The organism is Actinomycetota bacterium (assembly GCA_018333515.1).
Classification (GTDB): Bacteria; Actinomycetota; Aquicultoria; order Aquicultorales; family Aquicultoraceae; genus Aquicultor.
In genome coordinates this window covers 1-13,222 of record JAGXSZ010000008.1, presented here as the reverse complement: position 1 = coordinate 13,222, position 13,222 = coordinate 1, and the positions used below count along the sequence as shown (strand labels likewise).

Genomic DNA, 13,222 nt, shown 5'->3' with positions numbered 1-13,222 from the left:
CAAAAATTTTTATTAAAATTCGTCTCTTGATACTACGAAAGGTACGGGTGTCGCCCGCGGCGTTTTGTCATCAAAAGCACGAGGATGACCCCCGCGACAAAGCCTCCGATATGCGCGAAGTACGCGACTCCGCCCCCGTCCGTCCCGAGTCCGAGTTCGAAGATGCCCGAAAGGAGCTGGAGCAAAAACCAAAACCCGATGAGCACGATGGCGGGCAGGCGTATTATCTGTATGAAAAAGAAGATTGGAACGATTGTCAGGACGCGCGCGTTGGGGTAGAGAATAAGGTATGCGCCGAGTATCCCGGATATCGCCCCGCTCGCCCCGACCGTCGGGATGACCGAGTTGGGGTCGGTCAGGATGTGGGCGAGTGCGCCCGCGACCCCGGTCGCGAAGTAGAACACGAGAAACTTGCCGCGCCCCAGCGCGTCCTCGATGTTGTTCCCGAAAATCCACAAGAATAACATATTAAAGGCGATGTGCAGAAAACCCCCGTGCAAGAACATAGAGGTGAAGATGGTAAGATAGACCGGTTCGATGGAGTCCGCGGTCACCGGCATTCCCGTCACGACCGCATGCGGGTACATCGCATACGCGGCGAAAAAGGTGTTGACCGCGGCTTCGTCGGGCAACCGCAGCATGACGATAAAGACCGCCACGTTCATAATGAGCAGCGCGATTGTCAGATAAGGAAACCGCCGCGTAGGGTTTTCATCGCGGATGGGTAATAACATGCCGCCTCCGAATCGGTTTATCTTTGCATACGATTATATTCCCCAAGCACTAAGAGCTTAACATGAAAGCTCCCCGAGCGCTTATCCGTTATCGGCCGCTTCTTATGGGGAAGATACTCGATAGTCTGGATATTGCGCCCATCCAATAGATATACTGTAAGGCATAACCTCAACCGAACCAAGAAGGGATACCTTGCCCGAGCTGCCGGAGACCGAGACTATCAAACGCGAACTGGAAGATACGGTGGTCGGCCTGCGAATCACCGGGGTCGACATCGCTGTCGAGCGGGTTCTGCGCATGGACGCAACCGAGTTTGCCCGGCGAGTCGAAGGCGCCACCATAACCGGGGCGGGTAGGCGAGCCAAAATCATCATGCTCCACCTGTCATCGGGCGATACACTCCTTTTTCATTTGATGATGGCGGGCTCGCTCTTGTACCGGCCGGCCGGCATCGAGCGGAAGGAGAAGACCCAAGTCGTCTTCGTCCTCGATAACGGCTACGAACTACGCTATAAAGACTTTCGCCTCTTCGGCTATGTCAAACTGCTCTCCGGGGCGGACGTTACGCAAGCGCCCGAATTCGCCCACTTGGGGCCGGAGCCGTTGGCCGATGATTTCACGCTCGAGGTCTTCGGGGAGCGGCTGGCGCGCAGGCCCCGGGCCTGCATCAAGGCGCTCCTTCTCGACCAGTCGTTCGTCGCCGGCCTCGGCAATATCTACGTCGATGAGATTCTTTTTTACGCGCGCGTCCACCCGCTGCGTCGCGCGGGCTCGCTCAGCGCCGCCGAGAGTGCGCGGATGTATGAGGGCATCCGCTCTATTCTTACCCGCGCCGTCGCCGAGCGGGGAAGTTCGTTCTCGCTCTTCGTTGACTTATTCGGCAACCCCGGCAATTACCACAACCTTCTCAGCGTCTACGGGCAGACCGGAAAGCCGTGCCCCGGCGGTTGCCCCGGCGTCGTCGAAAAGATAAAGGTCGCGGGGCGCGGGACTCACATCTGTTCGCACTGCCAGAAATAGCAGGCCGTTTTTGGCCTTTCGCTCAAATGTATGCAGTTGCGACCTGGTATTTATTCTTGTATGATGGGAATTAATCCGGCCTATGACCTAGATTGCCGCGATTGAGGTCGCCGTAAATAGCCCAACATTGAAAGGAAGAATGAATAAATGGTGGAAACCGGAACGCAACGAGTAAAGACCGGCCTGGCTGAGATGCTCAAAGGCGGCGTCATCATGGACGTCACCGACGCGTCGCAGGCAAAAATCGCGGAGGAGGCCGGAGCGGTCGCCGTTATGGCGCTCGAGCGTGTTCCTGCGGATATAAGGGCTGCCGGCGGCGTCGCCCGCATGGCGGACCCGACCAAGATCGCCGAGATTGTCGAAGCCGTGACCATTCCCGTCATGGCGAAAGCGCGCATCGGCCATTTTGTCGAGGCGCAGATTCTCGAGGCGCTCGGCGTCGACTACATCGACGAGAGCGAGGTTCTGACCCCCGCCGACGAGGAGCACCACATCAACAAGTGGGACTTTAAAGTGCCTTTCGTATGCGGTTGCCGCAATATGGGCGAGGCGCTCCGCCGTATCTCGGAGGGAGCGGCGATGATTCGCACCAAGGGCGAGCCGGGAACCGGCAATATCGTCGAGGCCGTCCGCCACATGCGCTCGGTCAACGAAGCGGTGGGCTGGTTGAAAGGGTTGCGCGAAGAAGAACTCTTCGCGGCGGCCAAAGATTTGCAGGCCCCTTACGACCTCATCAAATGGGTCCGCGATAACGGGCGGCTCCCGGTCGTCAATTTCTCGGCGGGAGGCATCGCCACACCGGCGGACGCGGCGCTGATGATGCAGCTCGGCGCGGACGGTGTCTTTGTCGGCTCCGGCATCTTCAAAAGCGGCGACCCGGCCAAGCGGGCCAAAGCCATCGTCCAAGCGACGACGCACTTCGCCGACGCCGCGCTACTCGCTGAAATCTCGAAAGACCTCGGAGAGCCGATGGTCGGCATAGAGATAAGCCAGATTCCGCGGGCCGAGATGATGCAGGAGCGCGGCTGGTAGACATTGAAGAATATCAAAATCGGCGTGCTGGCCCTCCAGGGTGCGGTGCGCGAACACATACGGCATATCGAAGCGCTTGGCGCGACCGGGGTCGCCGTCAAGCGGCCCCGCGAACTCGATGACATCGCGGGGCTTATCATACCCGGCGGCGAGAGCACGGCCATCGGCAAATTGATGGTCGAATACGATTTTATCGATGCCGTGCGCGCGTTCGGCGAGGCCGGCAAACCGATCTACGGGACTTGCGCCGGCATGATACTCTTGGCGAAGCGAATCGCCGAAGGCGGTCAGCCGCTCTTGGGCTTGATGGATATCGAGGCGCGCCGCAACGCGTTCGGCAGGCAGAGGGAGAGCTTCGAGGCCGACCTCGATATAGCGGGCATTGGGTCCTTCAGGGCGGTCTTCATCCGCGCCCCGCGGATAGAAGCGATTGGCGAGGGTGTCCAAACGCTTGCCGAATTTGATAATATCAAGGTGATGGCGAGGCAGAACCAGTATCTCGTCTCGGCGTTTCACCCCGAACTCACCGGGGACGTGCGCATACACAAATACTTCCTGGACATGATAGAGGAGTCTTGATGTCAGGGCATTCTAAGTGGGCGACAATCAAACATAAAAAGGGCAGGGAGGACGCCAAGCGCGGCAAGCTTTTCGGAAAGCTAAGCCGGGCGATAATGGTTGCCGCCCGCAACGGCAGCAATCCCGACATGAACGCGACTCTCGCCAATGCTATAGAGAAGGCCAGAAGCTACAGTATGCCGGCCGACAATATAGACAGGGCCGTGAAGAAGGGCGCAGGCGAGCTTGAGGCCGTCAACTACGAGGAGCTGACCTATGAGGGGTTCGGCCCCGCCGGTGTCGCCATCATGGTCGACGTCATGACGGACAACCGCAACCGCACCGCCTCGGATGTCCGCCACGTCTTCACCAAATACGGCGGCAATATGGGCGCGTCCGGCTCCGTGGGCTGGATGTTCGACAGAAAAGGCGTCATCGCGGTCGACAAAAGCCACCCCATCGCCGAGGACGAGCTATTTACCTTTGCAGTCGAAGCAGGCGCCGAGGACATGACCGACGAAGGCGACCAGTGGCAGATAACCACCGAGCCCACCGAGCTTAACGCCGTCAAGAAGGCCATCGAAGAGCACGGCATACCCGTCACCCTCTCCGAGATATCGATGATCCCCAAGACCCCCGTCGCGCTCACCAAAGACGAGGCCGCCAAGGTCTTAAGATTCATGGACGCCCTGGACGACAACGACGACGTCCAAGACGCCTACGGCAACTTCGACATCCCGGCAGAGGTGCTGGAGGAGTTGGCGTAGGGGTTTGAGCTGTTTCATTGCAGTGTTTTAATATTAACGTCTGATGCGAATTAAAACACCAGACACCGTAACGCCAATGCGTTAAAACCAAACAGTTTGTTCATGTAGACGTTATTAGATAATGGCACCAATATAGAAGCTGGTGCTTTCTTAATCGCCGTGGATTCGCTGCAATGCCTACAACCGGCAACCCCAAAAACAGCCCACCCCGTTGGCGCCAACCTATTTTTTTGCTACAATCAAACAGATGTTCGCATAAATGCTCAATCGTTATTGCGAGCATTAGCAGTGGGGCGTAGGCTCGCTCACTGATTCCCGGGCTATGTTCGCCCATCTATTTACATTACAATTAAACATTGAAGAAGCATTAGCAGATTTTGTCCAACATGCAAACCTAACATAGTCAAAGACGGGGCAGACGATGATAATTCTCGCCATTGACCCGGGAACCGCCACTACCGGTTACGGCGTCATAGAACACATAGGGAACCGCTTTAAGGTCCAGGGTTACGGCATCGTCGCAACCGACGCCAAGACCGCGGCCGAGGTGCGCCTCCAGCAAATCTACGACGGCTTGAAGAACCTTATCGCCAGGCATCGCCCGGATTGTTTCGTCGTCGAGCAGCTCTTTTTCAACGTAAATGTGCGCACCGCGCTCGCGGTGGGTCAGGCGCGCGGGGTCTGCTTGCTGGTGGCGGCCGATGGTGGCCTGCCGGTCGCCGAATACACGCCGCTTCAGGTCAAACAGGCGGTCGTCGGATATGGGCGCGCCGAGAAAGCTCAGGTGCAGCAGATGGTAAAAGCCATTCTCAACCTTACTGAAATCCCCAAACCGGACGATGCCGCCGACGCGCTGGCGCTGGCGATTTGCCACGCGCACTCGCACAAGGCAAATGAAATTACCAGGAGAGTGCCGGATGATAGCGTTTCTTAGGGGACGGCTCGAAGACAAGAGTTCGGGCTCCGTGGAAGTGGACGTGGCCGGCGTGGGATACAGGCTCGCGATGTCGAACAATTCGCTGACGACGATGCCGTCCCTGGGCGAACCGGTCTTTATATACACCTACCTCCATGTGCGCGAAGACGCGCTCCAGCTCTTCGGGTTCGCGAGCGCGCCCGAGCGCGAATTCTTCGAGAGGTTGATAGGGGTAAGCGGCATCGGCCCCAAGGTCGCGCTTGCGGTACTCTCGGCTTTCGATGTCGATTCGCTCAAACATGCGATAATAAACGAGGACGTGGCGCTCATCACATCGATTCCCGGTATCGGGAAGAAAGGCGCGCAGCGCCTCGTTCTTGAGTTGAGAGAGAAGCTGACGTTGCCGGAGACGGGTCTGATGGGCGCGGTGGCCAAAGAAGACCGTTCGGCCTTTGACGAGGCGCGCGGGGCGCTTTTGAGCCTCGGATACTCGTCGCAGGAGGCTCGCAAAGCTCTGGACGGGTTTGCGCCCGACGGCGAGGCTGTCACTGTCGAGCTGTTGGTGAAGCACGCTCTAAAGCGGCTTGCTAAAACATAGAATCTAAAACATAAGATATGATAACCGCTAAACGCTGTCTTTTATTAGGCAGCCGCGCGCGCATAGATAGGGAGCAATATGGACGACCGGATTATCAGCACATCCTTTACCGAAGAAGACGTCGATTACGAGCGCACCCTCAGGCCTAAGCGCCTCGATGAGTTTATCGGGCAGGCGCGCGTCAAAGATTCGCTCGACCTCTTTATCGCGGCGGCGAAAAATCGCGGCGAGGCGCTCGACCACGTTATGCTCAGCGGCCCCCCGGGCTTGGGTAAGACGACGCTCGCGGGCATCATCGCAAACGAACTCGGCGTCGGAATCAAGGTGACGTCGGGGCCGGCAATCGAGCGGGCGGGTGACTTGGCGGCCATCCTTACTAACTTGCAGCCAAGCGATGTGCTCTTCATCGACGAGATACACCGTCTGCACCGCCAGGTCGAGGAGATACTCTACCCGGCGATGGAGGACTTCGAACTTGATATCATCATCGGAAAAGGCCCGTCGGCGCGCTCGCTCCGCCTGGAGCTGCCCCATTTCACCATGGTCGGCGCGACGACGAGGCAGGGTTTGATAACCTCACCGCTGAGAGACCGCTTCGGCGTAAACTGTCGTTTCGACTACTATGCAAACGATGAGTTGGATGAGATAATCAAGCGCTCGGCGGCGATTTTGGATGTCGCCATCGATTCCGCCGGAGCGCTAGAGGTCGCGCGGCGCTCGCGGGGAACGCCGCGCGTCGCCAACCGGCTCCTAAAACGGGTCCGCGATTACGCGCAGGTGAAGGGTGACGGCCACATAACCAAAGATATCGCCGACAAGGCGCTCGCGTTCTTGGAGGTAGATGAGTTCGGCCTCGACCGGACCGACCGCCAGATACTCCATACTCTCATCGAGAAGTTCGCCGGCGCCCCGGTGGGCTTAAACACGCTCGCCGCGTCTATCGGCGAGGAGACCGAGACGCTGGAGGATGTCTACGAGCCGTATCTCTTGCAGCTCGGGTTCATCCAGCGCACACCGCGCGGCCGCGTTGCCACCGAGCGTGCCTGCCGGCATTTAGGGCTTGAGAATTCAAATGCCGCCGGTCAATCGAGCGAGAACCAGCTCTTCTAACGGGCGATTGAGTGGTAAAGGGCCGTTTGCGGCTCCGGGGTCTCTCGTAGCTTAGGTCTCGTCTCTGCGCTCGCTTTCAGGGCCTTAGCCCTGAAATAAACTATCGGTCTTCAGCGGAGTCCTTAACGCTTCCTGTTGATGTAAATCGTCACCGACTGGCCGTATTCGAGTTCGGTGCCGACCGCCGGGTTATGGTAGATGACCTTGTCGCGTTTGTCCTTCGCCTCTATAAAGGGTGTCGCGGTGATATCGATAGCCTTCAAGCCGACCTTCTGCAACTTATCCCTGGCTTGCTCCTCGTCCAGCCCCACCAAATCAGGAACGTTTATCTTCTGCTCGGTCGAACCCGCGCTCACGACAATCTGAATTGTGGCGCCCTGGCGCGCCCGTTCGCCGCCCGCCGGTGTCTGGCTCGCGACCATGCCGCGCGGCGCGTGGTTGTCGACAGCATACATGACCGCGTAGCCGAAGTGTATTTTTTCAAGGCGCTCCACGGCCTCTTTCTCGCTGAGGCCGACGACATTCGGTATCTCCGTAATGCTCGGTTTGGCGTGTTTATCGCACTTCTTTTTCGGCGTTTTTTCGCTTAGGAACGGTCGCTTCTCGATATCCGGGCAGTATCTATTGGCGAGCAAGCCGGTTTCGGAACAGACGCTCGTATAATCGATACCGCCCTTAGGCTTGGTGAAGTTCGAGTACGGCCTATCCTTAAGGGCGCTCGACATGAACTTGCCCCATATCTGCGCGGGGAAGGAGCCTCCCGAAACGCGTATCCCGTGGACGTTCTTCATCGATATCTGGCCCTTGGGATATCCCACCCATACGGCAACCGAAAGGTCGGGCGTGTAACCGCAGAACCAGGCATCCCTATATTCCTGGCCGGTCCCCGTCTTGCCCGCGGCCGGCCTGCTTATCCTCGCGCGGGTTCCCGTGCCCCTGCGCAAGACGTCTTCCAGAACATCGGTTACCAGGAAGGCGGTAGCCTCGTTTATGACCTGCTCCGGCTTGGGTTTTGTCTCTGCTATGACGTTTCCGGTCGCGTCTGTTATTTTGATGATCGATATCGGCTTTGTGTGTTTGCCGCCGTCGGCCAGCGTCCCGTACGCGCTCGCCATATCGAGCGGCGTTGCCCCGTGGGTTAGCCCCCCGAGCGCTATCGCCGGGTTCGGGTTGAGTTGGCTGGAGATGCCCATTTTTCGCGCGGTCTCCACGACGTTTTCCGCACCTACGTCCATAATTAGTCTCGCGTATACGGTGTTTACCGATTTGACCAGTCCTTCTTGGATATTCATAGGCGGTCCGCCGCTTCCTTCGACGTAGTTGTTGACCTTCCAGGGCGTGCTTCCCGGGATGTCGATGAGCGCCGGGGATGAGCTGTATGTTTGGTAGGGCGAGATACCGTTTTCGATTGCCGAAGCAAAGACGAATGTCTTAAAGGCCGAACCGGGCTGACGGCGGCGCAATGCCAGGTTGACCTTGCTCTCTTCGAAGTTCTTTCCGCCCACCATCGCCCGCACATAGCCTGTTTTCGGCTCTATCGCCACCAGCGCGACCGATGGGTCCGTCGGCCTGTTCAGGATAGACCATGCGGCGTTTTCGGCGTGTTTCTGCATCTTCAAATCGATGGTCGTGTAGACGCGCAAGCCGCCTTTGAAGACGATGTTGGCCCCGTATTCCTTGATGAGCCGCTGCTTGACGTCTTCGACGAAGTATGGCGCGACCGTCGATGGTTTGCTTATCGGCTTGACTTGCATCGGCGTTTTCGTGGCTTGTTCGTACTGTTCGCTCGGGATGAACTTAAGGCGCGCCATCTGCGCCAGGACGAGGTCGCGGCGTGCCTTTGCCTCGACCGGTTTCGAGTACGGCGAGAATCTGTTCGGGGACTTGATTATGCCGGCGAGGAGCGAGGTTTCGACTAGTGTCAGGTCTTTGGCCTTCTTGCCGAAATAATTGAGCGACGCCGTCTCGACCCCATACCAGCTATGGCCGAAGTATATAGTGTTGAGATACTTCTCCAGTATCTGCTCTTTCGTATATTTCTCTTCGAGCTGGTACGCGAGGTAGGCCTCCTTAATTTTGCGGTCGAAGGTCTTCTCGCGGCTGATAGCAGTGTTCTTAATATATTGTTGCGTTATAGTGCTTGCCCCTTCGAGGAGCTGTCCGCTCGACAGGTTCGTAAAAAACGCGCGTCCGATGGCTTCCGGGTCATACCCTTTATGCTTGTAAAACCGCTCGTCCTCGATGGCGATTACGGCCTGCTGCATGTGGATCGGGATTTCGGAGAGGGGTATGCTTACACGATCCTGCTCGTAATAGAGGTTGGTGAGGAGCGTCCCGTCCGCCGCGTACACCTTAGTAGTCTGCCAGTCCTGGACTTCGCCGAGGTTGTTGATCTTTGGGAGGTTGGTAAAGACCGCCGCCGCGGCGACCAGGCCTCCGAGGCTCACCAGGATTATCGGGATTATAGTCAATACGGCGAGCGCTACGATGATGTGGGCCTTACGCTTGCGATGAGTGCGCTTCTTCGCTCTTTTGATTCTCGATCGAGACATTACTCCACCGGCATTGTGCTTTATGCTTTACCTTGCTGGATTATAACATAACGGGATTGCTCAGGGGCTAGGATTCTGGGGCGATTGAAGCCCGCGAAGGACACGCTTAGGCAGTAATTACTCTAAACTACCGTGAGCTGGACATATCCAAAAAAACAGGTGGTGCGATTTTCTGTGTTTTATCACCGCATAAGTCAAGGAAGTGACGTAGGTTTGTAGGTTGTGATAGCATTAATATTATGTCTCATCCATTAACGCGTAGGCAAAAAGAGATAATCGAGCTTGTACTATATAAAAACAAATACTCTGTTATTAAAGACTAAGCAGGTGTGTTTTGGATACCAAATTAGGTAAGGAGGCGGCATGAAAAGGGTTAGAGTCTTTGTGGGCGTAGTAGTAGTAATTGTAGTTATCGTTGGCGTGTTTGCCCTTGTGCAAGGTAAACACGGAGTGTTCACCCAAGCCAAAGAGCAAAAAGTAAGCGTAAGTGCAACAGAAAGAATAGTACTGCCAACGCAACCAGATGCCGCAACCGGCAGCTATGCAGTAGAGCCACTTGCAGAACGCATTGAAAAGTTATCTCCAGAGGATAAGGCACTTGCAAAAAGCGCTAAAAAATCTATCGGTATGTATAAGGATAAAGATGGCAACTATGTTCTAGTTGAGGTTGATGGTAAGAAAGTGCATGATGATCCCGCTAAGAAATTCTTGGAAGAAGCAGGCATCAAGGACAAGGACAAGGCAGTGGAGGTGGTAAAGTAATGATGAAAAGGATGATTCTATTTGCTTTGCTAATCGCAACCCTAGTAGCTACGCTACCAGCAAGCGCCTTTGCTGTCGTCTATGTTGATAGCGGTGTTTGGTACAATAAAGTGCAGAACAACTCTGCAAAGAAATAAACTATATTTTTGTTTCCTGCATAATAGACCATTGGGTTTTCATTCGAGTGAGGGAGATTTTCTCCCTCACTCTTAAGTGCCGCCGTCGCGCCGGCATGTCTGTCAACGCCGATGAGTCGAAAGAAACCCTCTCGCCTCACTAGTGGGAAGACAACCTGAGGGCAAGGGCGCCACTGGCAACGGTGGGGTCTGAAGGAAGCCTCAAGGGGAAACTTGGAACATAGCGCGAAGCGAACCGAGGTTGGCTCGTAAGACGGGTAACCTTGCTTAATAATGCCCTGTTTGGGGCGACGTTTGTCTACTAACTGTCGAAGTTCGGTACACCCCGGTCAGTATTTGCTCTAAACTATCATGCGTGAGCTGGACATATCCAAAAACAGGTGGTACGATTTCTTATGTTTTAATTGCATATGCATATAAATAGTGATTCGCGTGCGTGGGGGTTGGGATGAAATCGGTTGAGGAACAGCTCTATATAATAGAAGACGGCGCGGAGGAGATAGTCCCGCTCGATGAGTTCAAAGCCAAGTTGGCGCGGGCCATCGAGACGAACATACCGCTTAAGATAAAATACGGTGTCGACCCCACCGCACCCGACCTTCACCTCGGCCATGCCGTCACCCTGCGCAAGCTTCGCCAGTTCCAAGAGCTGGGCCACACCGTCCAACTTCTCATCGGCGACTACACCGCGCGAGTAGGCGACCCCACAGAGCGCTCGTCGACCAGGCCGCAGCTCTCACCCGAGGTCATCGATGAAAACGCGAAGACCTACACAAGCCAAGCTTTCAGGATTCTCGACCGCGACAAGACCATCCTCGACTACAACGGCCGCTGGTTCGCAACGATGCCCTTTGACAGGGTGCTTAAGGTTTGCGCGCAGTTTACGGTGGCGCGCATGCTCGAACGCGACGACTTCTCGAAGCGCTTTTCCACACAGGCGCCAATCAGCCTCCACGAGTTACTCTATCCCGTTATGCAGGGCTATGATTCGGTCGAACTCGAGAGCGATGTCGAGATAGGCGGCACCGACCAGAAGTTCAACATGCTAGCCGGGCGCGACCTTCAGCGCTGGGCGGAGCAGGAACCGCAAGCGGTCATCACCATGCCGATACTCGAAGGAACCGACGGCGTTGTGCGCATGAGCAAATCCAAGGGTAATTACATCGGCCTCACCGAGGCCCCCGACGAGCAGTTCGGCAAGTTGATGTCTATTCCCGATAACGTGATGGTCCGCTACTACCGCCTCTGCACCGACCTCTCTCGCGACGAGGTCGACGCGCTCGAGAATGCGCTCGCGGACGGGTCGCTCCATCCCAATGCTATAAAGAGGCGTTTAGCTAAAGAGATTATCGCGCTCTACCACTCGCCTGACGCGGCCGAGGAGGCCGAGGGCATCTTCGACGCCAAGTTTAAGAAGGTAGAAGGGGCGACGGCGGCTGAGCGCCTTGCCGCAATCGGCGCCGATATCCCCGAGCTTTTGGTCACATCCGACATGCTAGCCGATGGCGGAGGCGTATGGATAGTCAAGCTCCTGACCACGGCGGGTTTTGCGAAGAGCAACGGCGAAGCCCGTCGGCTCATCGAAGGCGGCGCCGTCAAGTACAACGACGAGCAAATCACCGACCCCAACCTCGAAGTCTCACCTAAGAGTGGAGACATCCTTCAGGCAGGCAAGCGGCGTATCGCAAAAGTTAGCGTCTAAATGCGTATAACTATTAATGGGCGCCGTGCGCACAAATCATTCCGTGCGTCTGAAGCCCACCGATAAAATATCCTGGTAAATTCTGCTAAATACTGCGCGACTTCGCGCCGATAGTAATCGAGTGCGCCTCTCTGGGCACACAGCCTCCCGGTTTGGCTAAACACTTTATTTGCGGCATTCCGTAAGTTTTTGCGAGAGGGTACTTGACTATTAATCTGGACGTGGTAAAGTACTCTATGCAAGGCCGTAGGGCACGCGAAAAAAGGTTCGAAACGGGTCAATAATTCGGAGCGAATCGATTGACATCAAGTGTGCCCGGTGGTATAGTATTTATGCTGCCGGTGCGGCAGGCAATATTATTTGTCCGTGGAGTTGTGGGATATTGCTTACAATTTATCTCGGAGGCGACAAGTGTAGAGAACCTTAGCAAGGTTGCAAAAGCAACCATGTGGTTTTACTTGTCGCTGTGTGAGATAAAAACTCCACAGCGAATTTTTTTGTCTAAGGATGGTTGACACGCGAAAAACAGCGTGGTAAAGTACCGTCTGTTGTTGACTTCTTGGTCTTTGAAAACTGAACAGTGGAAATGCCAGTAAGGTAAAGATGAATTAACACATCACGCTTTTAAGCGTGATACCCGTCAGCTCGCTTTCGCGGGGGTGCAAACTCCTGGGATAAGCGAGCGACAAGTTTACATGTTTTTTAACGAGCTTTCAGGCTCTTTAAGAATAAGTTTGCGGTTCTTGTGGCCGCACACAATTTCAACGGAGAGTTTGATCCTGGCTCAGGACGAACGCTGGCGGCGTGCTTAACACATGCAAGTCGAGCGGAGCAGTCTCATGAAGTTCTTCGGAGTGGATTGAGAAAGCGCTCAGCGGCGAACGGGTGAGTAACACGTGGGTAACCTACCCTAAACCCTGGGATAACTCCGGGAAACCGGGGCTAATACCGGATGAGGTCACGAAGACGCATGTCTTTGTGACGAAAAGTCCGCTGGTTTAGGATGGGCCCGCGGTCCATTAGCTTGTTGGTGGGGTAATGGCCTACCAAGGCTGCGATGGATAGCCGACCTGAGAGGGTGATCGGCCACACTGGGACTGAGACACGGCCCAGACTCCTACGGGAGGCAGCAGTGGGGAATTTTGCGCAATGGGCGAAAGCCTGACGCAGCAACGCCGCGTGAGGGATGACGGTTTTCGGATTGTAAACCTCTTTCAATGGGGACGAAGCCGCAAGGTGACGGTACCTATAGAAGAAGCCCCGGCTAACTACGTGCCAGCAGCCGCGGTAATACGTAGGGGGCAAGCGTTGTCCGGATTTATTGGGCGTAAAG

General features: G+C 55.8%; 11 protein-coding genes and 1 rRNA gene. 10 read left to right on the top strand and 2 right to left on the bottom strand.

Features of this window, described 5'->3' with window-relative positions:
* Nucleotides 1-32: 32 nt before the first annotated feature.
* On the bottom strand, nt 33-734 hold the full coding sequence (locus KGZ93_02425; GenBank protein MBS3908482.1) for a rhomboid family intramembrane serine protease: 702 nt from the start codon (nt 732-734) through the stop codon (nt 33-35).
* Between the two features lie 193 nt (nt 735-927).
* Here KGZ93_02425 and mutM point away from each other — a divergent pair, with 193 nt between their 5' ends.
* The 7 genes from mutM to ruvB all read left to right on the top strand — a co-directional run bounded on the left by mutM (nt 928) and on the right by ruvB (nt 6,736).
* Nucleotides 928-1,755 (top strand): bifunctional DNA-formamidopyrimidine glycosylase/DNA-(apurinic or apyrimidinic site) lyase, encoded by an 828-nt coding sequence (gene mutM / locus KGZ93_02420; GenBank protein ID MBS3908481.1) that lies wholly within the window; start codon nt 928-930, stop codon nt 1,753-1,755.
* A gap of 147 nt (nt 1,756-1,902) precedes the next feature.
* Nucleotides 1,903-2,787 carry a pyridoxal 5'-phosphate synthase lyase subunit PdxS gene (gene pdxS / locus KGZ93_02415; protein MBS3908480.1) on the top strand — a complete coding sequence of 295 codons (885 nt, stop codon included), beginning with the start codon at nt 1,903-1,905 and terminating at the stop codon, nt 2,785-2,787.
* A gap of 12 nt (nt 2,788-2,799) precedes the next feature.
* The gene (gene pdxT, locus KGZ93_02410) at nt 2,800-3,366 is read left to right on the top strand and encodes a pyridoxal 5'-phosphate synthase glutaminase subunit PdxT (GenBank protein ID MBS3908479.1); all 567 of its coding nucleotides are present in this window, start codon (nt 2,800-2,802) and stop codon (nt 3,364-3,366) included.
* Entirely contained in the window at nt 3,366-4,112 is a 747-nt protein-coding gene (locus KGZ93_02405) for a YebC/PmpR family DNA-binding transcriptional regulator (protein ID MBS3908478.1), read from the top strand. Before pdxT ends, KGZ93_02405 begins: the two co-directional genes overlap by 1 nt.
* A gap of 421 nt (nt 4,113-4,533) precedes the next feature.
* Nucleotides 4,534-5,046 carry a crossover junction endodeoxyribonuclease RuvC gene (gene ruvC / locus KGZ93_02400; GenBank protein ID MBS3908477.1) on the top strand — a complete coding sequence of 171 codons (513 nt, stop codon included), beginning with the start codon at nt 4,534-4,536 and terminating at the stop codon, nt 5,044-5,046.
* Nucleotides 5,030-5,626 (top strand): Holliday junction branch migration protein RuvA, encoded by a 597-nt coding sequence (gene ruvA, locus KGZ93_02395; protein MBS3908476.1) that lies wholly within the window; start codon nt 5,030-5,032, stop codon nt 5,624-5,626. Before ruvC ends, ruvA begins: the two co-directional genes overlap by 17 nt.
* Nucleotides 5,627-5,704: 78 nt before the next feature.
* Entirely contained in the window at nt 5,705-6,736 is a 1,032-nt protein-coding gene (gene ruvB / locus KGZ93_02390) for a Holliday junction branch migration DNA helicase RuvB (GenBank protein ID MBS3908475.1), read from the top strand.
* 122 nt (nt 6,737-6,858) lie between these two features.
* On the opposite strand, the gene KGZ93_02385 is transcribed toward ruvB, so the two are convergent.
* On the bottom strand, nt 6,859-9,288 hold the full coding sequence (locus KGZ93_02385) for a PBP1A family penicillin-binding protein (protein ID MBS3908474.1): 2,430 nt from the start codon (nt 9,286-9,288) through the stop codon (nt 6,859-6,861).
* Between the two features lie 363 nt (nt 9,289-9,651).
* Here KGZ93_02385 and KGZ93_02380 point away from each other — a divergent pair, with 363 nt between their 5' ends.
* The 3 genes from KGZ93_02380 to KGZ93_02370 all read left to right on the top strand — a co-directional run.
* Complete coding sequence (locus tag KGZ93_02380; GenBank protein MBS3908473.1) at nt 9,652-10,050, top strand: hypothetical protein; 399 nt, start codon at nt 9,652-9,654, stop codon at nt 10,048-10,050.
* Between the two features lie 585 nt (nt 10,051-10,635).
* Nucleotides 10,636-11,889 carry a tyrosine--tRNA ligase gene (locus KGZ93_02375; protein MBS3908472.1) on the top strand — a complete coding sequence of 418 codons (1,254 nt, stop codon included), beginning with the start codon at nt 10,636-10,638 and terminating at the stop codon, nt 11,887-11,889.
* Nucleotides 11,890-12,650: 761 nt separating this feature from the next.
* Nucleotides 12,651-13,222: ribosomal RNA gene (locus tag KGZ93_02370) — 16S ribosomal RNA — on the top strand; the annotation flags it as partial.

Bases quoted from the DNA above. Each gene is read 5' to 3' on its own strand.
- KGZ93_02425 (MBS3908482.1), bottom strand. From the start codon at position 734: ATGTTATTACCCATCCGCGATGAAAACCCTACGCGGCGGTTTCCTTAT.
- pdxS (MBS3908480.1), top strand. From the start codon at position 1,903: ATGGTGGAAACCGGAACGCAACGAGTAAAGACCGGCCTGGCTGAGATG.
- KGZ93_02405 (MBS3908478.1), top strand. From the start codon at position 3,366: ATGTCAGGGCATTCTAAGTGGGCGACAATCAAACATAAAAAGGGCAGG.
- ruvC (MBS3908477.1), top strand. From the start codon at position 4,534: ATGATAATTCTCGCCATTGACCCGGGAACCGCCACTACCGGTTACGGC.
- ruvA (MBS3908476.1), top strand. From the start codon at position 5,030: ATGATAGCGTTTCTTAGGGGACGGCTCGAAGACAAGAGTTCGGGCTCC.
- ruvB (MBS3908475.1), top strand. From the start codon at position 5,705: ATGGACGACCGGATTATCAGCACATCCTTTACCGAAGAAGACGTCGAT.
- KGZ93_02385 (MBS3908474.1), bottom strand. From the start codon at position 9,288: ATGTCTCGATCGAGAATCAAAAGAGCGAAGAAGCGCACTCATCGCAAG.
- KGZ93_02380 (MBS3908473.1), top strand. From the start codon at position 9,652: ATGAAAAGGGTTAGAGTCTTTGTGGGCGTAGTAGTAGTAATTGTAGTT.
- KGZ93_02375 (MBS3908472.1), top strand. From the start codon at position 10,636: ATGAAATCGGTTGAGGAACAGCTCTATATAATAGAAGACGGCGCGGAG.